Genomic DNA, 19799 nt, shown 5'->3' with positions numbered 1-19799 from the left:
TCTTCTTAAACTTGTCCCTCTTGTTTCAAGGAGAGAATATGGGATACTATTTCAAGTCTTCTTTTTCCACATTGTTGCCTTAATACCGTTGTAAAATCCCTATCCTTTAACATCTTAGTGCCATTATTTATGTATAAGTTTTTGATGTTCCCCATTAAATCCTTTTCATTTATTTCATCAGCCCAATAAGCATCAATGACCTTATTCACTGCTGTAGCCAGTTCTCGTTGAGTTTTATAGAAGAGCTTAACTTCCAATGAATCCACCTCAATATTTCTTACTTTATTCTTATTATACTCTTACTAATTTACTACCACAATGGGAAGTCTCTAGTCACTTTCAAATTCTTGTTTCATTTTCTCAAATTAATGAACTAAGTAAGATTAATACCTTAAACATTTAAAAAAAGAAGGTACTTACTCTAATGTCGTCGTATAGATTATTCATGGAAACGATTTATTAGCATTAAATTAACATACTTAATAAAAATTTTTCACATCCATACTTAATACTATTAATTAGGTGAAAGTGAGGAAGTTTCATGAGACAGGTTATATACTATCCAGGCATATTAATACCAAGTGATTGGTTAAAAAAGACCATTTTGTACAGTAATAAAATAAGTTCTATTTATCCATATAGCACTAATAATGACTTGGATAGTGAGGAAGAACAGATATCTATTACTGATATGAATTATTTACAGTCTCTTGGATTATATGAATATACAAGACCAGAGCATTTGAATAGACAAACTCAGAATTATATATTAAACGATTTAATAAATATTTTAGATGAAACGTCTTTAGATGAAATACGAAATACCTATTCAGAGAAACCTATTAGTTATGAAATTTACACGAGCAAGATGAGCGAAGAAACTAAAACGTTCCTTCTTGAAAACAGGGTCGCTTCTTTAAATTATGAATCTTCAAATTCTGTATTTGTTGAAAAAAATTTAGGACTTTTATATATGAGCTTATTAGCCCAACATTCTACTACTTCAAATCCAGAATACACAACGGCAACTGACAAACTGATACATCAAAATATTCTTTATAACAAAAGTACGACTCTCAATGATGATTTTCACCTCAACTTAATATTAGAAAATATCCCAAGCCCTTCTGCTTATAACACTCTTGAAGAAATTATTGAATTTAAAATAAAGTATGAAAACGATCTATTATTGTTCAGAAAATACCTCCATGATTGGACCCTAAAGGTTCAAGATGAATCTGCTAATCTTAGTATGTTTAAAGATGAGTTTGAATTATACCGAAATGAATTCACTAGTTTAATGAATGCATTCGGTATTGATGTAACTCTATCTACTTTAGAAATTGCCATCCCACAATTACCAAGCATCATTCCTTTGATAAATAACGACAATTATACAAACTTAGCTGCTATAGCAGCCGCAACTACCACCTCAGTATTAATTCAATCTATAAGATCAAAACATAGTAAACCTATACAAGATAGAAATCCTTTAACATATTTGCATCATGTAAATAAGAACTTATAGTTTCATTTTGTTTAGTGATTTGCTAAATACGTTTTCAAAGCGAAGCCAAATTAGTCAAACAACTGGTTGCATTAGACTATAAAGATGAATATATTTACTAAAATAAAAAAAGGAATTCAACCGATTTTAACAATAGTATTTTTCTCACTTTTGATAAATGACATAGTTGCCATGTAATAGATTTCACCAATCATTAGCGCAAGAACTTTTTTAACTAAAGTAAGAACCCTCTTGACCAAACCCATTTATTGTAAGATTATTATTGTAAAACACTGGGGGTTACTACTATTGAGATATGCGCTACATACAATCGATAACGAATTAGAATACCTTCCTTATAAAGTGAATAAAGGGGATGTTTCAAATTATAAGCAACTTGCTAATAAAGGAATCTATCAATGTCCTGATTGTAAAGCTAATCTAATAGTAAAGTATGGGGAAGAGCGAGGAATGTATTTCTCACATTTACATTCCGAAGCTTGTATGGAATCGAAACAAACCGATCGAGCTTTGACAAGATACAATAAACAAAACCAACGCGAAACAAAAAAACATCGAGCTATCATCGACATCGTCTACGATGAATTAAATGCTCAGTCTAAAATCAATCGCCACCTATCCGTTGAATTTGGTTTTAGAGCAAAGCCAAACTTTAAGGTTATTCCAGATATTTTATTAACAATTGATCGTAAAGACATCGCCCTTTCCTTTATCACGAACGTCAATCCCAGCAAAGACGAAAGCTTAGCAAAGGAAATCATTAAAAGGCACCGTTACTTTATAGAACAAAATTTGTTTCCGATCTGGTTTATTGAACGAAAAGAACTCGCCATTGAGAAAGAAAAAAATAGTATTGTTCTTTGGGAAGCGGAGCATACGATTGCATCCTACACTAGTGAAGATAGAGAATGGGAAAATTCATTAAAAGAACTTCGCCCAAATCCAAGCTTTTTTAAACTTTACAATTATCCTTTGTCCACACGACTAAACAAATTGGAAACCGGTAGTCTGTACTATCTTTATGATGAAAACGACAAAATCATTATAAATGTTAAAAGGTTCTTGAAGGATCATAATAATAGACCTTATCGAGCTTTTTTATTACATGAGGGGTATAGTCTATCACTGGCAGATGCACTTTCAGTAACCCCTCAAAATAAACTTCTACTTTGTGATCCTCAGCAAGAGTTATCTAACAGAAAAGCTTTCTTAGACAACCACTTAGAATTACAAAAATTCGAAGAAGAAAGAGGACAGGAAGTCCGTAAGAAAGAAGAAGATAGAAAAAAGAGTATCAAGCAAACAACGCCATCTATTTTAATTTCAACTTCAAGTAATAAAAAAATAAATAGCAGTAAGAAAACTAAGATGAGCAATGATTTACTTTATGATTTATTACGAGTAAGAATTAAAATAAATTCCCATGAGAAGAACCACATACAAGATTATTTAGAAGCAACAGGAATGGAACCTATAGAAGTTTGGAGAATAGTAGAATTATATAAATGCAAATCGTACAAAGAATTGGAAAGTAGATTAATAGGTAAGTAAGCTATTGATTAAAAGATTGGAAACGCTAAACTGAACATCAAACTTACTTTGAGAGACTTGAAACAGAAGTAAAGGATCTATTATTTCAAAAAAACTCCCTGAAATTAATGGGAGTTTCATTCGTCTCATAAAATAAAAAAATACCTATTTCTTCCCACTAACATTCCACTCAGGACGGTAAGCCCTTATTAACTCCAACTCTAGCGTTTTTATTTCTTCATCCTCTGTCATTGGTAGCAAATAAAGAGATATCTCATTCACCTTTTGTTCTTTTATGATCTGGGCATTAAGATGACAGTTTGTAGCTTGTCCATCTTTGAAGCAATTCTTTGGATGAATGACGCCGTAACCCTGGTTTATTCTTTTTCCGAACTGATCTAAACAGCGACCAATGTATTTAACCTTCCCTGCAGTCACATATGCATAAAGACCTTTTAACTGCTTATCTTCTTCACTTTCCATTAGAAATCTACCATATTCAAGATCGCCATACTGATTCAAGAAATTTTTATAGTATTGATCGCCTTTATTTTTTAAGTCTAATAAAAAATCTCCAAGCTGCATTGGTAAGGAAGTCGGGTATTTCTTCCTTGTTTCACTATCCAGATGGCTATAGCGACTATGTAATAGCGTTTCTTCCACTGTACGATTATTCTTCCTGGCAAAGAGATTTGTTTCACCTGTTGTGACAAAGTTTAGCGGTGTATAGAAAAACCTATAGGACGTATTAGGAGTAGTTAAATCGAGCTCATCCGCTACTTTACCACTTGTCTTTTTAGTAAATGTTACTGATACCCCTAATTTCAGACTCTCTACCATATAGCCAACTTCAAGCCAGGCTCTTGCGTGGGAATGAGTTTTCATTTCGTTTGCCCACCAAGCTGAATAGGTAGATGCTGATTTCGGTAAAGAAAAACCAAGTATGTTTTCTATTTCTTCGAATGTTAACTTCACGCCCCCCTCTTCTATAGATCTCTTCTTTAAATAATCCTGTAACGATGCGTACTTTCCTCTTTCAGTAGAAATACTCAATATGAAAAGCCTCCGTTCATGTTCTAGTTATTGTGCTAAAACCGATAATCGTAAAAAGAATCTATTCGATTAGCTAAAATACCTGCGAATCGTTTCCTTCATTCCCTCTTTGTTCTCTGCAAACTGACGATGCCGATGGCCATTTCCTCCAGAAGGATGTGGAAAACCGTTTACGATCGAGTTAGCTGAAATTAAGTTATTCTCAGCTAGATGCATCAGTACTTTCGTTACATTGACACCTAAAGGCACGATCAATGGATCGTTTAACTTCTCTAACTCGATCGGTAGATGGTTTAAGGCATATCGATGAAGTACTTCCGTTTTTAATATGTTTGGGGTGGAGCCACTGAAGTTCTTTCCTTTATAAAATACTGGATAAGGAAGAACTGAAGTAGTTTGGACGAGATGACTGGCGCGACCAAATAGCTCACTTGTAGAGGCCAGGTTTAAGTATGTATGTAGTTCCAATTCATCTAACATCGCAATCAAGTTTTTCCTCATTGGACCTTCGAAACTGGAATGGTTTTTCACCTTTTGTAAAACTTCTTCATCTCCAATTTCTTCACCGTTGTTATTCCAAACTGTTTCAAATGATTTCTTCATCTGATGAAGTCCAGGAGTAATTCCGACAATCACGATTTTCGCATGTTCATTCACATGTTCGAACGGGGCATAATACATTTCTAAGTTCTTTTTCTCGTCTCGTTCAAGTAAGAACGTTTCGTTCATTAGCTCTTCCTGATCAACAGGATTTGTTAGGGAATGAATCGATTCTTTGAAGCTAGTAAATTTTGAATAGGTCGCGATGGCCACTTTAATCCCTCCAACTATATATGCATATGTACTATGTCTAACAGCTTACGTTTTTGATATGTCAAATCAGATCAATTTTCTATTATTTTACTATTAGCTGGAAGTAATCGAAAGAAATAATGGTAAAAAAATCATTTTTCATCATAGTATTCACTTGTGGTTGTCACGCAACTCGGCCAAAACAAAAAACAGGACATCGAACCTCCTCGACATCCTGCAAAAGTTTAATCCCCTCTTCATTCTTCATCCTTATTCACTTTCTTCCTACGCAAATAAATCCACATGGCACTATACGTGATCATCGCTAATATCAAAAAGACGGGTACAGATAGAACATCACGAATCATCATAACGACTGCTCCACTCCTTTATTATTTTAGACTGTCCAATGGGACGGGGAAGAATAAATAGAAAAGGATGGCGAGAGGAATGGAGATGATGAGTGCTTTCACCGGACTTCGATAATGAATATAAATCATCAAGAACAGGATGATATTTAAGGGAATGTTTAACCACCCGTTCCAACCGTTATCATAGACGTACAATCCTTTATAGGCGAAGATCGTCTCAAGCACCGTGTAGAATCCAGCCCATATAGCGATGTAACTGAATTGATTGATCCTTTTCTTCGGAAAGCGTTGCAGGTAGATGATGAGACCGACGGGACAGATAAAAAAAGTGAAGGCCATGTTAATGATCGAATGATTGATCCATTCGGCTGTAACCCCTCTGAACGCCCACAGTGTGTGATTGAAATAGAGGAAATTATATGTAAGATTCACCACTATGAAAAAGAGAATGGTAGCATACTGCTTTCTCCACTGTGACCAGTCGATAAATTTATAAGCAAAAAAGATCCAAACGACCATCACGAATAATAAATACATAAAACCCACCTCAATCGTATTAAGTCGTTTCATTATTGACGCCGCTTGGATCTTTTATACGTTAGTCGTAGGGAATTCGCGGGTGCCTGTCACCCGCTATTAATAATGTTTATACCTCTTCAGCACCATAACACCTGCAATAAACAGTAAGAGCGATAAGATTGTCGTGCTACCGATGACGACCCATGTTGATTGGGTCCATTGTTGCTCGACTAAAACCTTCATCGCTTCTCCCCGTATATTCCCTGGGCTCCATTCAATGAATTTCGGAAGTAATGACGTTAGCAGGCTGAGCAGCGAGAGGAAGAGAATACTGACGCCCGCTATTCCGCCATTATGCTGGAGGATTGTTCCGACAAAAATAGTAACTGCGACGACAAAGAGAACCCAAAAGGAGTAAATGACGAGGCTACTCATCATGAGCTTCCAGTCTACTGAAGTAAATAATAAATTCGTATAATACCATGTGAGGCAGTAACTTAATAGAAGTGATAAGAGCAAGAGGGCAAGCTGGGCAACAGTCTTACTGCCTAAGTATTGCCACTCGTTAACGGGGCGCACCATAACAAGCGTAATGGAACCGTTTTGTCGTTCCTGAGCGATCACATTCATGGTTGCGAGAACGAACAGCAGGGTACCGATCGTGCCATATTGAGAGAGGGCGCCGCTCAATACTTCTTCACCCGTAGGTGTGGGGATCGAGATACTAGCTCCTTCTGGTAGATTACCGGCCATATCGAGAATTTGTGGCATATAGTAACTTGTTAGAGGTTGGGAGATACCGATGATCATCAGCACAACCGGGAGCCAAATCAACTTACCATTCCGCATCAGTTCAGTGATTTCTTTGTGTAATAGCGTTAGAAACCGATTCATTGTCTCACAACCTTCATATAAGCATCTTCTAATGAATCATGCATCATTTCAAAGTGAGTTACTGCTTTATTCCGGTTAATGAGCTCCTGTAACAGCTCATTTGGGTGAACATGCTCAGGAAGTCTTACTTTCACAGTTTTAGGATCCATGTATTCATAAGCTTCGATGATCTCAAGCTGTTCGATGATTCCATTCATCGGTTCTTCGGTTTGTAATTTAATCGGCAATAGATCAAATTCTTTACGTAAGGAAGGTAATGACCCTTTCCACTTTAAACAGCCATCTTGCAGAATAAGAACTTCATCGCAAATTTGCTGGGCATCGTGTAAGATATGGGTCGAAAATAAAACCGTCATGTTCTGTTTCAGTACTTCGATCAGTTGTAAAAAGTCTCGTCTTCCTTTTGGATCGAGCGCAGATACCGGTTCGTCTAGAATGAGAAGCTTCGGTTTGTGAAGCAAGGCCTGCGCTAACCCGAGGCGCTGTTTCATTCCACCTGAAAAGCCACCGATTTTTGTAGTCATCGCCTCTTCTAAGCTGACGAACGCTAGCACCTCCACTACGCGATCATGAAGCTCTGCCTTTGGTATCGACGATAGCTTACCGGCGAAAGAAAGAAATTCTTTGGCTGTCATCCAATTAAAAAAGGACGGATGCTGAGGCAAGAAGCCAATCAATGGCCGGTAGTCTTTATTCGGATACCCCTTAAATTGAATGGATCCTGAGTCAGGTGTGAGCATTCGCGCTAACATTTGCAGCGTCGTTGTTTTACCCGCTCCATTAGGACCTAATAGGGCCATGCAGCTTCCCTCTTGAATGGTGAAGGAGAGATTCGAGACAGCTTTTTTACCTTTAAACTGTTTCGATAGATTGTCGATTTTAACTAGCATGATATTCACCGCCTAACTGTTTTTACGTCCGATCACAAAGTAAAGGATTGCCCCAAAGAGATTCACAAAGAGAATAAGAAGGATCCACATCCACTTTGGTCCGTTTGTTTCCTTTTGTTTGATACAACTAACAAGCGCTGAAATGGTTAAGATCGCTTGCAAGATCAGCAATGGCGCCACTAACGCCCAATTTATATCGTTCAAGATGTCCATTTTTTTCACCTCTTCCCTTTTAGCCTTCGTTTATATGGCCAAACGACGAACAGCAAGTAAAATAAGGTCGGCATCGGTAATTGAATCAATCCCCAGATCCCCCATAGCCACGGGTAACTCCCTTTTTTCTTTGCATCTACAAAGAGAAGCATGCTTTGCGTGAGTAACAAGAGAATAAGAATCGGAACAAAGACGTAGAGCTCAAGATTTGTCATAATCAAACATTCCTTTCTTATTCACTTTCTTATAAGTGAAATAGACAGCAAAAGGAGCAATCAGAGTTGCAACGATCTGGAAGTATAGAAAGAAAAGTGGAGCTTCAAAAAGACTTACGATAACCACGGTTAAAATCACGACCGCTGTTAACAAGAAGAGCGTACTTTCGATGTAAAACGCTTTTTTCTTTTTTTGTTGAAACAGGACTAGTTGTTTCTCCATATCAAGCTGAGAAAGTGAACCTTTTCCAAGATCATCGATATGCTGCCAATCCTGTTTAAGGTGTTGCACAATCTTTTCTTCTTCCTTGTCATTCACGGCGTATCCAACTCCTTTCGTAACTTCCGTAAACCAGTATGCACCCTGGATTTCACTGTTCCTGAGCGTATCCCGAGCATTTTCCCAATTTCATCATACGAGTAGCCATAATAATGCCGTAACAAGATCGGAACTCTGAGCGTGGAGTCTAACGTATTAAAATCTGTGAAAAGATCGCTCCAATTCATTCCTTTTGTACTCGATTCCCACGCTAACTTTCGCGATAAGGTACGCTTCTCTTCATCCACCCATTTCTTTTCTCGTTTTTCTTTCCGAAGCATGTCAATGTACAGCCTAGAAGCGATCGAAATCATCCACGTCGAGAACTTCCCTTCTCCTTTATAAGAAGAAAGTTTGACGTAACACTTCATCATGGTTTCCTGAGCAAGATCCACGCTGTTCTCTTCATTTAAGGTTAGCTTTAAAAGATACTTATAGAGGAAAGCATAATAGCACTGAAAAAGCTGAGTGAACGCATCATCGTTTCCAGCTTGTGCCTGCTGAATTAATTGAATTCCCTCCTCGCGTTCCATACAACCCTCTCCTTTACCTGCACCTATATGACGCTGTCCTCTTAGAAATCGTTCATTTGAATTAAATTTATTTAGCTTGATCAATACCCTTTCCACAAATGATACATAAAAAGCTAACCTCCGTCTTTCAGAAGTTAGCCTCTCTATCTTTCCTTCTTCAACGCTTCAAAACCAAGTTGAGCGTGTTAAATGACAATAAGCTATCGGCTCTCCATTCAATTGCACCTATAGAAGTTTGTCTCCATACAACCTATCTATTCACTGTGTGTACCCTACACCTCTTACTCTACTAACTTACAAAATTCAAAAATAATAGGACCTCCCGATTCCGAGACGTCCTTCACCTTACCTTTATACTGTCATGCAACATTTCATACATCATCTTCATCTTCATTAACTTCAACTCATTCTCTTCAAACCGCTGCACCAGCGCCTTATTTGCCTGGCCATCGAAGTTATGTTCAATCTGGTTAAGAATTGCTTTATGACGTTCACTAAGGGAACCGACCGCGTAGCAATGTTCTAAATGAGTGTTTAATAGATTTGCTTCCGCTTCTAGATCACTTTTGATCTGCGTTCTTAAGGCATCTTTTTGCCGCTGCCTTTCCCAGTAATCGTTCCACCAGTCAAAATCAAAGTCCATTTCTTCACCTCTTCTCTTTATGATTCGTATCGTAGCCACTGTGCGAGATATTGATCAGCTCGCATCAAGTCTTGACTCATTCGTTCCATGTTGTAAGCAATATCCGCTGTATCCTGATGCGTATCACCAAGTGACGCCATTAAGCTATCGAACATCTGGATATCAAATAGCATCGGCACACCGTCAACTGGCGCTTTCGTAAACTCGTGAAAGTAGCTCTCCACGTCGGAGGCATTTAATTTATCGAATTGTCCGCTTCCTACCGAATTGATGTATTTGCTTTTCATGTCGCGCATCGTGTTCATGTACACATCAAGGAATTCGAGCAACGCCTGTTTCGTTGCTTCAATTTGCTCCTCGCTCTGCTTCATTTCTTGTACATACATTTCCATTAAGGCTTCTTGGATTTGGATATGGAAGTCAGAGACACCGCTGTTTTTTAGAGCTAGTGGGGATAGGTTGAGTTGACTTTGAAGTTTTTCGTCGAAGAGCACTTGTGGGACAAAGTAGCCTTCGTCATCATACAAACTAGTATCTAAGTAATTTTTAATCCCGTGCATGGCAACACCAGGCATACCCGCTTGGCCTGGATCATTCATATAATAAACGGATCCAACCGATTTCTCATAATAGGTGCCTACCACGTCATCAGGATAGGTATAGCTGATAACATTATCTTTGTACTCCCCATTAATCGCGTTTTGCTTTTGCTCAGGTGTTAATAGTGAATAAATATCTGCAGCTGCAAATGTGACGGCATTCGAATCGTGATTGACCGCAAAATACTGCGCTAATCCGCCACCAAGTGAGTGACCAACAAAGGTGATGTTTTTAGCTCCAAACTTCTCCACATAGTGATCCACTTTTTCTTCCGCTTCAGTAAATTGATTCTTATGTATATACGAAATGGTTTCAGATTTTGGATCTAATTCAGCTCGACCACTTGCTAGACTCGCATCCTGCGAAGGGGTTCCTAAATAGGCTGTTGTCCCATACCTCTTTTTGGTATAATTGGAATTGCCTAAAACGATGCCTTCGAGGTCTTCTTTAACATCTTTATACGATTCAGCAATGTCTGCTTTATTGATGGTGTTTTTCTCATATACGAGATTTCCATTTTCGATGCTTGCATCACCGGTCGCTAACATCGCGTCTTGGGAAGGGGTTCCAACGTATTTTGACTCAACCTTTGTTTCAACAAATGTGGGCATTTCAGTTCCTCTGAAGCTAATAACAATATCTTCAGTATTAGAATTTTTTAATACGTATCCAAAAAGCCCAGTTTCTGTGTTTTCAATAGTACCAATCTTCTTCCAAACAACATAATTAGTTGGAGACACTTTTACTAAAACTTCAGATTTAATGTCGTCATATGCTATTTCCGAAATTTCACTAGCAGTCATTTCATTTATCATAATAAATCTCTCCCTTTGTTTGAAACGAAAGTTAAGGAGGTTATCCTATCTACAAACTGTTATTTTTACCCATTATATTGATTATACTATTAGGAGGTTGTGGTGTGAACTCACAAAGTGAAAACTATGATGATGAAACTAAGGAAAAAGCGAAAGAAGCAGTTAGAAGTTTCGTAGTTAGCAATTATGAAGATATCGACTCCGTTGAAATCACTAAACTCTATCAAAGTGAAATGGGCGGATTAAATATTGAGGGTACTGTTAATGACGGGGCAGCTGAATTTAAAGCAGGAGTTAGAAATGATTTTTCTATCGGTAATTTAAGTCCAGGAGAAAAATTTCCTGATATGAAAGAAGAATGTAAAGAACAGATTTGTGATTAAGACTGTTATACACAAATATGAAATACGGAAAATTCCTTGTATCTTCTTTATCTTAAATTTTCACTCCAACTATCATATGAGGTGATTTTTTGTATTCTCGTCTCATTTTAATTTTTTCCGTTGTTATACTATTAGGGAGCTGCAGTGTGAACTCTAACAGTGAAAACTATAGCGAAGAAACTATCAAAAAAGCGAAAGCGAGCGTAGAAAGTTACATTATAAATAATTATCACAATGTCGAAAGGGTAGAGTTTAAAGAGTCTCCTTCTGCACCGATGGGTAGACTTGTTCTTGAAGGTACTGTTAATAAAAAAGCGACATTTAATATCGGAGTGAATGATGATTTTACAGTTGGAAGTATTGGCATGGGGGAAGGCTTTCCAGAGCCTAAAGAAGAATGTAAAGAGCAATCTTGTGACTATGAAATAAGTAAGTAATAAAGATAGTGCTCTCTCAGCTTGTTGCCACAGATTTTGTCTGTGCAAGCAGGTTTTCTTTTTGCAGTATGTGGGCTACTTTCTTCCCTTTTATACTGTTTAGACTAAACGAGAAAATGCATAAAGCTAGCCGATTGAAATTTATACATAAAATGATTCATCTCGAGGTGATGCTCAAATGAAATTCATCCGTATTTACACCATTGTATCGCTCATTTTATTAGTTGGTTGTAGTACGAAAGAATACAGCGAAACAACAGTGAGAGAAGCACAAGCAAACGTGACGAGTTACATAGAAAACAATTACGCTAACATCGAAACCCTTACAGTAACCGAGCCCTATGAAGCAGAAATGGGGATTATGACCGTGGATGGTAAAGCAAACGGTGAAGCTTTTTCTGTAAGCCTGGACACTGATCTGATGGTAGCTGGGGTAGCGATTCAAAGTGAACAGTTTCCTGAAAAGAAAGAAGAATGTTTGGAGAGATTATGTGACGATTAATTGTTTCTCACATTCAATGCGCTTGCTCCATATTCGCGCTAAAGGTTAGGAGATGGTTCTATTTCTACATTAAAAACGTTTCCCCTTGTCGTTCTTCTCCTGTTAGCTGCTTGTAGCTTCCATACGCAGAGCGAGGATTATGACGACGAAACACAGGAAAAAGCAAAGGCTTCTATTGAGAAATTTATCACGAATAATTATGAAGAGATTGAATCCGTTGAGGTCACTAAAGTTTATCAAAGCGAAATGGGTGGACTAAATGTAGATGGAACGGTCAATGGTGGTGAAGCTAGGTTCTCAGCTGGAATCGATAATGATTTTACTGCTGGAAGTTTAGGATTAGGGGAAGGGTTTCCAGAGATGAAAGAAGCTTGTAAAGAACAGATTTGTGGTTCGTAAAGAGGACCCATAAAAACCATACAGACCACTTCATGGGATTTGTATGGCTTTTATTCGTTTAGCTTAGGAAGAATCATATCTAGCTATGCAGATCAATTCGTTTTTTCTTTTTTGGGATACATTTTGTTCAAGACGGTCACAACTGTCATGGTTGGTAAACCTAGTGCAAGACCCTTTATAATGACGTGATCAGGCAAAAATACATACTCAATACTCATTAATACCATTACAACCAACCATGTAATAAGGAACCTCTTACCAAAAGACATGTTTACCTCCTTCAAAGCTCCTATTCTCACACCATCCAAATATTGTAACTTTATATCTTAACTACCACTTTACCCCATATACGAAACATGCTTTTCTATCGTAATGAGACTAGCAAATCAACTATCTCTCGCTCTTCTAGCTTGCTTCACTTAATCACGAAAACCTCTTCCTCCGCTTAGTCATCAGCTAATGTTGAGAGTTATCTATTTCATTTCAGCAGCCATTGTGGAACTTTTCATTGGAGCGAGATGAAAAATGCGTGTAAAGCGCAGATGTGTTGGTATTTATGTAGTCGTCTTCCGTCCTATTACGAGTGACAGCCTCTATATTGGCTAAAATCCGATTATATTGGCCAATTCCCATTTTTATTGGCCAAAACCAAAATATATTGGCCAAAATTCCATTTTATTAGCTAACTAGAATCATTCTAACCACCGCCCCCCAACCTAACCACCGCCCGCCCTCCATCACCACTACAAAAAAGCCGCACCTCGCGCGAGCGCTAAGTACGGCTTTTCCCTATTCTCGATCTATCTTTCAAACACCGTTCGGCTTACTCTCGATCAAACAACGACACACCAGCGATTCCTGGATGGGTCATTTCGTACGGATCTAAGATTAAGTTTAGTTCTTCTTCTGTGAGCACATCGTACTTCAAGCAAAGCTCTCGGATCGAGGCGCCGCTTAGGATTGCTTCTCTGGCGATTCGCGCGGCTACTTCATAGCCGATGTGCGGGTTTACGGCGGTTAGGACGCCGACGCTTTTTTCGACGTACTCATTGAGTCGGTCTTCGTTTGCTTCGATGCCTTTTAGGCAGTTGTCTGTGAACGTGCGGAACGTGTTCTTCATGATGCTGAGTGATTGAAGCAAATTGAAGACGAGCACGGGTTCCATGACGTTTAATTCGAGCTGCCCTGCTTCTGAAGCGAGGCAGATCGTGTTGTCGTTTCCGATTACCTGGAAAGCGACCTGGTTAATAACTTCGGGTAAGACGGGATTCACTTTACCAGGCATAATCGAAGATCCGGGCTGTCTTGCTGGCAAGCTGATTTCGCCTAATCCTGCTCGTGGTCCGGACGCCATTAGCCTTAGGTCATTTGCGATTTTTGACATGTTCATCATACACACTTTTAACACGCCAGAAACTTCGGTGTAGGCGTCGGTATTTTGCGTGGCGTCGACCATATCTTCCGCTCCTACGAGTGGTAAACCGCTAATTTCCGCTAGTTCTTTTACGACGAATTCAATATAGCGCGGATCGGCATTCAGTCCCGTTCCTACTGCCGTTGCGCCCATGTTCAATTCATACAAATGCTGACGGGATTGTTTGATCCGTTTCATATCGCGCGCAATCACGCGACTGTAAGCTTGAAACTCCTGACCAAGTCGAATCGGCACGGCGTCCTGAAGATGGGTGCGTCCCATTTTAATAATGTGGTTAAACTCTTCTGCTTTTTGTTCGAAAGCAGCATGCATGTCTTCCATTGTGCTTAGCAACTGTTCCATCATATTTAAGACGGACAGATGAATCGCTGTTGGAAACGAGTCGTTTGTTGACTGTGACATATTCACATGTGTGTTCGGGCTACAAGCGATATAGTTCCCTTTTTCTTCGCCTAACAATTCAATGGCACGGTTCGCGATAACCTCGTTCACGTTCATGTTAATGGAAGTACCAGCGCCTCCCTGGATCGGGTCGACGATGATGTGATCATGCATCTTTCCTTCCAACAATTCATCCGCTGCTTCAACGATTGCGTTTCCGATTCCAGCATACAGATGCTTCACTTCCATGTTGGCGAGCGCCGCCGCTTTCTTCACCATGGCGAACCCTTTGATCAATTCTTCATGGATGCGATACCCCGTGATCGGAAAGTTCTCCACCGCGCGCAGCGTTTGAATGCCATAATAGGCATCAACCGGAACTTCTTTTTCTCCCAAAAAATCGGATTCGATTCTTGTGTTGCTCATTGTTGTCGGCATGATGATTCTCCTTCTTATGCTTCGTCTTCTAATCTATCGAACTGTCGTGTTAAAATTCCGGCAAAAGGTGGTTTCACAAACTGCACCAATTTCTCTACAGATATGCCTGAAATTTACCCATTCTCTGCTTCTAGCGGGGGGATGGTTCCCCCCTAGTATTTATTCATAAATAACATTTCCATCACTTGAAATAGTTCGTGTAACGCGTATCAACATTCCCCATTATAATTACTTCATGAAATAGTTCAAGGCTTTTGGACATAATAGGCGTACCTTTTTATAGAAGCTTTTATTTGGTTAAGCTAATCTATGTAAAAAGTTTCTATAGCTCGCGTTTTATATGAGGCTAAAACATTTAACGGAACTAAGGAATTGGTCCATACAAGCAACGGCTGACCACCTTAGCCTAGCTAACTACGCTAGTTATGAATCGGGATACCGCATCCCCTCCGTTCTATCGCTCAAATCGAAGAGACAATCCCTCTCCCCATTTTCCGAAACACAACGAATGGCCCCATTCAATAATGCTTGAATGGGGCGAAAGAGTGAGAGGCGATTATGTACTGATAGACCATAGTTTTTTTAATACAGTATTAAAGCTTCTGCTTTACGGGAAGCCTCATTTCAACCTGATCTGCGGACTGGTTTGTCTTCACAAACCCTACCTTCTCATACACGCGCATGGCCGGTTTGTTTGCGGCAGCCACTTCTAACTGGATAAAATCGTTCACGCCTTCATATTGCTCTAAACCGAAAGCAATGCCCTGTTTCACGAAATCGGGACCTATTCCCTTTCCAATTAAATCAGGAGCTAAAGCAAGTCCGATCTCCAATCCTCCATCGACGATCGTAAACTCAAATAAACCTGAAACAGTCCCTTCATGCATAGCGACAAATCCATCGCAGCCCCCAGGACCTGTGAAAACACCATTTTTCTCACCAGATATAAAGTAAGGGGTCATATAAAGGTCAGCAAACTTTCCCTCATAGTGCCAATCATCAATCTCCTGTGCAGATTCGAATGAGATTGGAACAAAATGAAATTTCATAACGTCTCTCCTCCGGTAAACGGCTGTTTATTGGCCGAAATACCAATATATTGGCTAATTTATCATTTTATTGGCTAAAAACGAAATATATTGGCTAAAATCACTTTTTATTAGCTAACTAGAATCATTCTAACATTCACTAATACTAATCTCGCTAAATGCTCTTCCTCTAGGATCTAAAACCTCATTCCGTCCGATTTCAACCGTTAGTTCGCCGCCTATTACGTGCCATTTTCACCCATCTAAAAAAGGTCTCTGTTACTTAAAATAACATAAAAATGGCTTAATCATCATTTAATCCGGGTAACAATAGGAGTAGTGATTACTAAAGGAGGTTAAAACATGGAAGCTCGTGAGCGAGTACAAGAATGGATTTATTCAACATTTGATATAGAGGATATTACACTTCAACATGATGATTCGCTACCTTATGGGCAGCGTGTTTTCTCGGAAAGTGATGATGATTATGCGATCGTCTTCTTTGATGAATCATCCGATCAAGTGATGTGTTCGTTTAAAGAGATGAAGCCGCTTTGTTTCCGCGTCGATCCGATAGTTGAATTTGCTGAAAGGTTCAATCAATGAAGCGTCTGAAGAATGTCATTAGAGTAATATAGCTATCCTTTTCTTATGTGCTAATCTCGATTAGCTTTTTGTAAGAAGATTTAAAAGGATAGCTAGCTTATTTCTAATTATTCACCTATAAAACCCACACCAACTGAAGTTTTCTCTACATAAATTATCCCCCACCTAAAACCCACCCAAATACCGTGCATATCTCATATTCTGATACCGGCTCGTATAGAACGCCAGTCGATCCTTCGCCATCATCGCAATATACGGATCGGGATTTTGATGATTGATTTCAATGATTGAGATCTGACAGTTGTCGTCTAATCCGATATCAACGCCGATATTGGCTAGATGGTAGCCCTGTTCTTCGATTTTCTGAATCGAGTTTAACACGACGCGTTTCATTTCTTCTTCTACCCTTTGAATTTCTTTGTCCTGTAGCTTCCAGACGTTTTTTAACGTTGCCCTCGCTATTTCGGTATGACCGCCGGCCGTAATGTTGCTGACGATTTGCCCTTTTGCGCCATAGCGTGAATAGATCCCGATTGTTTCCCACATTCCTTTATGATTCTTTGAAGTCATCACGCGAAAATCGATAACTCTTTGTTCGTATGTTTTGAGTGGGATCGTTTGCTGAATAAGAAAGCTATTTGTCTCAAGATGCTTTCGGAAAAAGGCATCGCTCTCTTCTTGATTTTCGAAACGTTCTTCGCGGCTTCTTCGGTTCTCATCGTATTTCACGATAATGTGATGTTTCTCCTTCTTCACATTCAATATGCTTTTCCCTAATCGGCCGTTTAATGGCTTGATATAGATGCTATCATGTCTACGCAGCATGTTGCGGACGCTCTGCACATCCTCGTACAGCACGGTTTCCGGCAGATATTCTTTAAATTCAGGACGCAACATTTGATACATTTCCCATTTTGAGAAATGGGGATAGTTAAACACTCTTCCTCCTAAACGAAGTTCAAAATCGGTCATGCACTCGTGAAACTTCTCCCAGGAGGACGTTAAGCTTGGCTCGGCAATGGACATCACGACGGCAGGATAAGGGAGCTTTATAACTTCCCAGACTTTTTTCACGGGATGATAAAGAAAGCCGTTGATCATTCGCTTTTCTTTCTGAATCCCTTCGATAGAGAAGACTATCACCGCTCCGCCGATCGCGCGGTAGCCTTTGACGAAGCTTTTGTATGTGGATACTAGTTCGACTAGCTTTCTGTTTGTTAATTCGCAAAGAATCCCAATAAATGGACCGATAATGATCGTGTCACCTTGCACGATAACATCATAATGACACGATAATGGGAGGTCGAGCTCTTCGATTACGTTCGTTGAGAGATGGAGTTCATCTTCTTTCGCATAATCTGAATGATATACAGTGACGTTCCAGTATTTGATGCCAAATTGAATACGATAAGTCTTTTCCGATTGTACCTCGCGACTAATGTGAGATTTCTTCGATACAATCAACCGATCATTTTTCTGAAGGTACGATTTGACGCCTAACATCCTACTCCCTCCGCTCCATTGCATAAAACATATCATTCTCTTCCGACTGACTACGAAGGTAGTATATGCATTTGGAAGTAAATAGGAATGTGCTCCTAAAAGATTGGTAGAATGACAGGAGAGATATGCCCGTACACCTCCCCCTTGTCTGGAATAAGATAGGAGTAAGTCTAAAGCGAAAGTGTGGTTAATATGAAGCATCTTCCACTACCACGGCTCCTTCCTGTTCTAGAAGGAACGGTTTTATCTGGAAGCACCGCAAAAACAGTGAAAAACGCCGCAAAATATGGAGAGCACCTTATTACAGATCAGTCGTTAGTTTTTATGCTTAAACGAAAGTCGTCCATGTCTTTACCAGATAAAGCGAAAAATATTATGGTTGTCACCTCTAACCCGAAAGCTCTTAAGAATGTGAAAGAAGACGTTACGGTCATTTATGTAGAAGACGTTAGAAAAGCGTATTATCGCTTTATTTCGTTTTACAGAGGCTTATTTCAGCTACCTGTCATTGGAGTGACAGGCACCTGCGGTAAAACAACGACGAAGGAAATGATCACGTGGATTTTGAAGGAAAGAGATCGCGTTGTTAGTACGAAGTTAAGTCATAATGGACTGGCGAGAAACCTCGATTATTTACTAGAAATCGATGGTGCAACAGACAGTGCTGTGTTTGAGATGGGCGTTTCTGGGTCTAATCAGCTTCTTTATTCCGCCCATTATTTCCGGCCACAGATCGGTATTATCACAGCCATTGGTACGGATCACATCGAGGGATTTCTAAGTCAGGATGCGTATATCGCGGAAAAAGCGAAGATGTTAAAAGCCGTTGGAAAGAACGGGACGATTCTATTAAACCGAGACGACGAAACGATCCGAAACCTTGATCTAAGCGAATTTACCGGTAAGGTTCTTTACTATGGACAGGATTCGTCAGCTCATTTCCGAGCACGCAGCATTCGGTTCAATCTTCAGAAGAACGGCATGGATTTTATCCTTGTTTGTCGTGAAGGTGAATTTTCTTGTTTTGTACCAGGATACGGCACGCATAACGTCTTCAATGCGCTCGCAGCGATCGCCGCTTCCTCCCTCGTTGGCGTGAAGATTCCAGACGCCATCCGTCGCTTGAAGTCCTTTCACCACGTCAAAAGTCATCTGCAATTTCATGAAGGAAGAAAGGGCAGCCTGCTTATTGATGACACGTGGAATACAAATCCAACTTCTATCGAAGCGGCATTGGAAGTTCTCATTGAAACCGCTCAGGGAAGAAAAACAGTTGCCGTCCTCGGTGAAATGGAAGAGCTCGGTCACTACGCCGAGCAGGAGCATCGCAAAGTCGGTGCGCTTGTCGCGAAGAAAGACGTGGATGCGCTAATCGCCGTCGGGAAAAACGCCTATCCGATTTGTAGCGAGGCCGCTAAGTTAGGCATGAATCCGTCAGCCATTCATAACGTGACAACGCAATCGCAGCTGCTCACGCTCTTAGATCAGCTCGCCTCCCCTCAAACGTCGATTCTTTTAAAAACATCGATGCGAAGATCGTTTAGCGATACGCTACAATCACTTGTAGTGAAATCGAAAAGAAATTAACAAGCATAATGAGTTCCGTTCTCTATCGTAAAACCGTATTTTTCAGCTGAAAACGTAAAGCAATATGTACTGAAATTCCACTATGATTGTTTTTGATACAAGGCTATGCAAAAAAACAAGCCTCATCTCAATTGCTCTATAATTGAGATGAGGCTTTTGTTTAGTTAATCTTTGCTTCATTCTAG

The 19799-nt window shown here is 39.5% G+C and carries 24 protein-coding genes; 8 read left to right on the top strand and 16 right to left on the bottom strand.

What is annotated here, in order from left to right; genetic code table 11:
* Positions 1–5 precede the first annotated feature (5 nt).
* Positions 6–266 carry a TIGR04540 family protein gene (locus AC0VYV_RS06470; RefSeq protein WP_475374626.1) on the bottom strand — a complete coding sequence of 87 codons (261 nt, stop codon included), beginning with the start codon at positions 264–266 and terminating at the stop codon, positions 6–8.
* 275 nt (positions 267–541) lie between these two features.
* Between AC0VYV_RS06470 and AC0VYV_RS06465 the strand changes: the two genes are divergently transcribed.
* Entirely contained in the window at positions 542–1528 is a 987-nt protein-coding gene (locus AC0VYV_RS06465; RefSeq protein ID WP_475374625.1) for a DUF6236 family protein, read from the top strand.
* A 288-nt stretch (positions 1529–1816) separates the two neighbouring features.
* Positions 1817–3079, top strand: a complete 1263-nt coding sequence (locus AC0VYV_RS06460; protein WP_475374624.1) for a competence protein CoiA family protein — start codon at positions 1817–1819, stop codon at positions 3077–3079.
* A 144-nt stretch (positions 3080–3223) separates the two neighbouring features.
* Here the strand turns inward: AC0VYV_RS06460 and AC0VYV_RS06455 are convergent, their stop codons facing one another.
* From AC0VYV_RS06455 to AC0VYV_RS06405, 11 genes are all read right to left on the bottom strand, one after another.
* Complete coding sequence (locus tag AC0VYV_RS06455) at positions 3224–4111, bottom strand: DUF7662 domain-containing protein (protein WP_475374623.1); 888 nt, start codon at positions 4109–4111, stop codon at positions 3224–3226.
* A gap of 69 nt (positions 4112–4180) precedes the next feature.
* Complete coding sequence (locus AC0VYV_RS06450) at positions 4181–4924, bottom strand: hypothetical protein (RefSeq protein ID WP_475374622.1); 744 nt, start codon at positions 4922–4924, stop codon at positions 4181–4183.
* Between the two features lie 371 nt (positions 4925–5295).
* Positions 5296–5811 carry a CBO0543 family protein gene (locus tag AC0VYV_RS06445; protein WP_475366917.1) on the bottom strand — a complete coding sequence of 172 codons (516 nt, stop codon included), beginning with the start codon at positions 5809–5811 and terminating at the stop codon, positions 5296–5298.
* Between the two features lie 99 nt (positions 5812–5910).
* A complete protein-coding gene (locus AC0VYV_RS06440) occupies positions 5911–6687 on the bottom strand; it encodes an ABC transporter permease subunit (protein ID WP_475373474.1) in 777 nt (258 codons plus the stop codon).
* Entirely contained in the window at positions 6684–7577 is an 894-nt protein-coding gene (locus tag AC0VYV_RS06435) for an ABC transporter ATP-binding protein (RefSeq protein ID WP_475373473.1), read from the bottom strand. The genes AC0VYV_RS06440 and AC0VYV_RS06435 overlap by 4 nt, the downstream gene beginning before the upstream one ends.
* Before the next feature lie 12 nt (positions 7578–7589).
* Entirely contained in the window at positions 7590–7790 is a 201-nt protein-coding gene (locus AC0VYV_RS06430) for a PLD nuclease N-terminal domain-containing protein (protein ID WP_194220751.1), read from the bottom strand.
* A 5-nt stretch (positions 7791–7795) separates the two neighbouring features.
* Positions 7796–8005 carry a transcriptional regulator gene (locus tag AC0VYV_RS06425; protein WP_159781743.1) on the bottom strand — a complete coding sequence of 70 codons (210 nt, stop codon included), beginning with the start codon at positions 8003–8005 and terminating at the stop codon, positions 7796–7798.
* A complete protein-coding gene (locus tag AC0VYV_RS06420) occupies positions 7992–8324 on the bottom strand; it encodes a YxlC family protein (RefSeq protein ID WP_430245027.1) in 333 nt (110 codons plus the stop codon). Before AC0VYV_RS06420 ends, AC0VYV_RS06425 begins: the two co-directional genes overlap by 14 nt.
* A complete protein-coding gene (sigY, locus tag AC0VYV_RS06415; RefSeq protein ID WP_475374621.1) occupies positions 8321–8857 on the bottom strand; it encodes an RNA polymerase sigma factor SigY in 537 nt (178 codons plus the stop codon). Before sigY ends, AC0VYV_RS06420 begins: the two co-directional genes overlap by 4 nt.
* A 340-nt stretch (positions 8858–9197) precedes the next feature.
* Positions 9198–9500, bottom strand: a complete 303-nt coding sequence (locus AC0VYV_RS06410; RefSeq protein ID WP_475374620.1) for a hypothetical protein — start codon at positions 9498–9500, stop codon at positions 9198–9200.
* A 17-nt stretch (positions 9501–9517) separates the two neighbouring features.
* Positions 9518–10915 carry a Tle-like phospholipase domain-containing protein gene (locus tag AC0VYV_RS06405; RefSeq protein ID WP_475374619.1) on the bottom strand — a complete coding sequence of 466 codons (1398 nt, stop codon included), beginning with the start codon at positions 10913–10915 and terminating at the stop codon, positions 9518–9520.
* Between the two features lie 104 nt (positions 10916–11019).
* Between AC0VYV_RS06405 and AC0VYV_RS06400 the strand changes: the two genes are divergently transcribed.
* From AC0VYV_RS06400 to AC0VYV_RS06385, 4 genes are all read left to right on the top strand, one after another.
* On the top strand, positions 11020–11298 hold the full coding sequence (locus AC0VYV_RS06400) for a hypothetical protein (RefSeq protein ID WP_430245042.1): 279 nt from the start codon (positions 11020–11022) through the stop codon (positions 11296–11298).
* 146 nt (positions 11299–11444) lie between these two features.
* On the top strand, positions 11445–11735 hold the full coding sequence (locus tag AC0VYV_RS06395) for a hypothetical protein (protein WP_475374618.1): 291 nt from the start codon (positions 11445–11447) through the stop codon (positions 11733–11735).
* A 178-nt stretch (positions 11736–11913) separates the two neighbouring features.
* On the top strand, positions 11914–12237 hold the full coding sequence (locus AC0VYV_RS06390) for a hypothetical protein (protein WP_475366910.1): 324 nt from the start codon (positions 11914–11916) through the stop codon (positions 12235–12237).
* Between the two features lie 246 nt (positions 12238–12483).
* The gene (locus tag AC0VYV_RS06385) at positions 12484–12636 is read left to right on the top strand and encodes a hypothetical protein (protein ID WP_475374617.1); all 153 of its coding nucleotides are present in this window, start codon (positions 12484–12486) and stop codon (positions 12634–12636) included.
* A gap of 92 nt (positions 12637–12728) precedes the next feature.
* Here AC0VYV_RS06385 and AC0VYV_RS06380 read toward each other — a convergent pair whose 3' ends face one another.
* The 3 genes from AC0VYV_RS06380 to AC0VYV_RS06370 form a co-directional block, all read right to left on the bottom strand.
* A complete protein-coding gene (locus AC0VYV_RS06380; protein WP_475374616.1) occupies positions 12729–12905 on the bottom strand; it encodes a hypothetical protein in 177 nt (58 codons plus the stop codon).
* Positions 12906–13459: 554 nt separating this feature from the next.
* Positions 13460–14890, bottom strand: coding sequence for an aspartate ammonia-lyase (gene aspA, locus AC0VYV_RS06375; RefSeq protein ID WP_475374615.1), 1431 nt, complete (start codon positions 14888–14890; stop codon positions 13460–13462).
* 593 nt (positions 14891–15483) lie between these two features.
* The gene (locus AC0VYV_RS06370) at positions 15484–15939 is read right to left on the bottom strand and encodes a GNAT family N-acetyltransferase (RefSeq protein ID WP_430245070.1); all 456 of its coding nucleotides are present in this window, start codon (positions 15937–15939) and stop codon (positions 15484–15486) included.
* A gap of 342 nt (positions 15940–16281) precedes the next feature.
* Between AC0VYV_RS06370 and AC0VYV_RS06365 the strand changes: the two genes are divergently transcribed.
* On the top strand, positions 16282–16524 hold the full coding sequence (locus AC0VYV_RS06365) for a hypothetical protein (RefSeq protein WP_430245072.1): 243 nt from the start codon (positions 16282–16284) through the stop codon (positions 16522–16524).
* 165 nt (positions 16525–16689) lie between these two features.
* On the opposite strand, the gene AC0VYV_RS06360 is transcribed toward AC0VYV_RS06365, so the two are convergent.
* The gene (locus AC0VYV_RS06360) at positions 16690–18027 is read right to left on the bottom strand and encodes a YheC/YheD family endospore coat-associated protein (RefSeq protein ID WP_475373461.1); all 1338 of its coding nucleotides are present in this window, start codon (positions 18025–18027) and stop codon (positions 16690–16692) included.
* A 192-nt stretch (positions 18028–18219) separates the two neighbouring features.
* Between AC0VYV_RS06360 and AC0VYV_RS06355 the strand changes: the two genes are divergently transcribed.
* On the top strand, positions 18220–19614 hold the full coding sequence (locus tag AC0VYV_RS06355) for a Mur ligase family protein (protein ID WP_475373460.1): 1395 nt from the start codon (positions 18220–18222) through the stop codon (positions 19612–19614).
* The last annotated feature ends 185 nt before the right edge of the window (positions 19615–19799 follow it).

Source organism: Anaerobacillus sp. QJM3NY_17, from assembly GCF_056173665.1.
Note: the sequence above shows the minus strand (reverse complement) of the source record. Positions and strands in the feature narration are given on the sequence as shown.

Excerpts from the sequence above, each read along its gene's own strand:
- AC0VYV_RS06425 (WP_159781743.1), bottom strand. The coding sequence starts at position 8,005 with ATGACAAATCTTGAGCTCTACGTCTTTGTTCCGATTCTTATTCTCTTG.
- AC0VYV_RS06440 (WP_475373474.1), bottom strand. The coding sequence starts at position 6,687 with ATGAATCGGTTTCTAACGCTATTACACAAAGAAATCACTGAACTGATG.
- sigY (WP_475374621.1), bottom strand. The coding sequence starts at position 8,857 with ATGGAACGCGAGGAGGGAATTCAATTAATTCAGCAGGCACAAGCTGGA.
- AC0VYV_RS06385 (WP_475374617.1), top strand. The coding sequence starts at position 12,484 with ATGGGTGGACTAAATGTAGATGGAACGGTCAATGGTGGTGAAGCTAGG.
- aspA (WP_475374615.1), bottom strand. The coding sequence starts at position 14,890 with ATGCCGACAACAATGAGCAACACAAGAATCGAATCCGATTTTTTGGGA.
- AC0VYV_RS06465 (WP_475374625.1), top strand. The coding sequence starts at position 542 with ATGAGACAGGTTATATACTATCCAGGCATATTAATACCAAGTGATTGG.
- AC0VYV_RS06380 (WP_475374616.1), bottom strand. The coding sequence starts at position 12,905 with ATGTCTTTTGGTAAGAGGTTCCTTATTACATGGTTGGTTGTAATGGTA.
- AC0VYV_RS06370 (WP_430245070.1), bottom strand. The coding sequence starts at position 15,939 with ATGAAATTTCATTTTGTTCCAATCTCATTCGAATCTGCACAGGAGATT.
- AC0VYV_RS06435 (WP_475373473.1), bottom strand. The coding sequence starts at position 7,577 with ATGCTAGTTAAAATCGACAATCTATCGAAACAGTTTAAAGGTAAAAAA.
- AC0VYV_RS06355 (WP_475373460.1), top strand. The coding sequence starts at position 18,220 with ATGAAGCATCTTCCACTACCACGGCTCCTTCCTGTTCTAGAAGGAACG.
- AC0VYV_RS06430 (WP_194220751.1), bottom strand. The coding sequence starts at position 7,790 with ATGGACATCTTGAACGATATAAATTGGGCGTTAGTGGCGCCATTGCTG.
- AC0VYV_RS06445 (WP_475366917.1), bottom strand. The coding sequence starts at position 5,811 with ATGTATTTATTATTCGTGATGGTCGTTTGGATCTTTTTTGCTTATAAA.
- AC0VYV_RS06390 (WP_475366910.1), top strand. The coding sequence starts at position 11,914 with ATGAAATTCATCCGTATTTACACCATTGTATCGCTCATTTTATTAGTT.
- AC0VYV_RS06405 (WP_475374619.1), bottom strand. The coding sequence starts at position 10,915 with ATGATAAATGAAATGACTGCTAGTGAAATTTCGGAAATAGCATATGAC.
- AC0VYV_RS06365 (WP_430245072.1), top strand. The coding sequence starts at position 16,282 with ATGGAAGCTCGTGAGCGAGTACAAGAATGGATTTATTCAACATTTGAT.
- AC0VYV_RS06410 (WP_475374620.1), bottom strand. The coding sequence starts at position 9,500 with ATGGACTTTGATTTTGACTGGTGGAACGATTACTGGGAAAGGCAGCGG.
- AC0VYV_RS06360 (WP_475373461.1), bottom strand. The coding sequence starts at position 18,027 with ATGTTAGGCGTCAAATCGTACCTTCAGAAAAATGATCGGTTGATTGTA.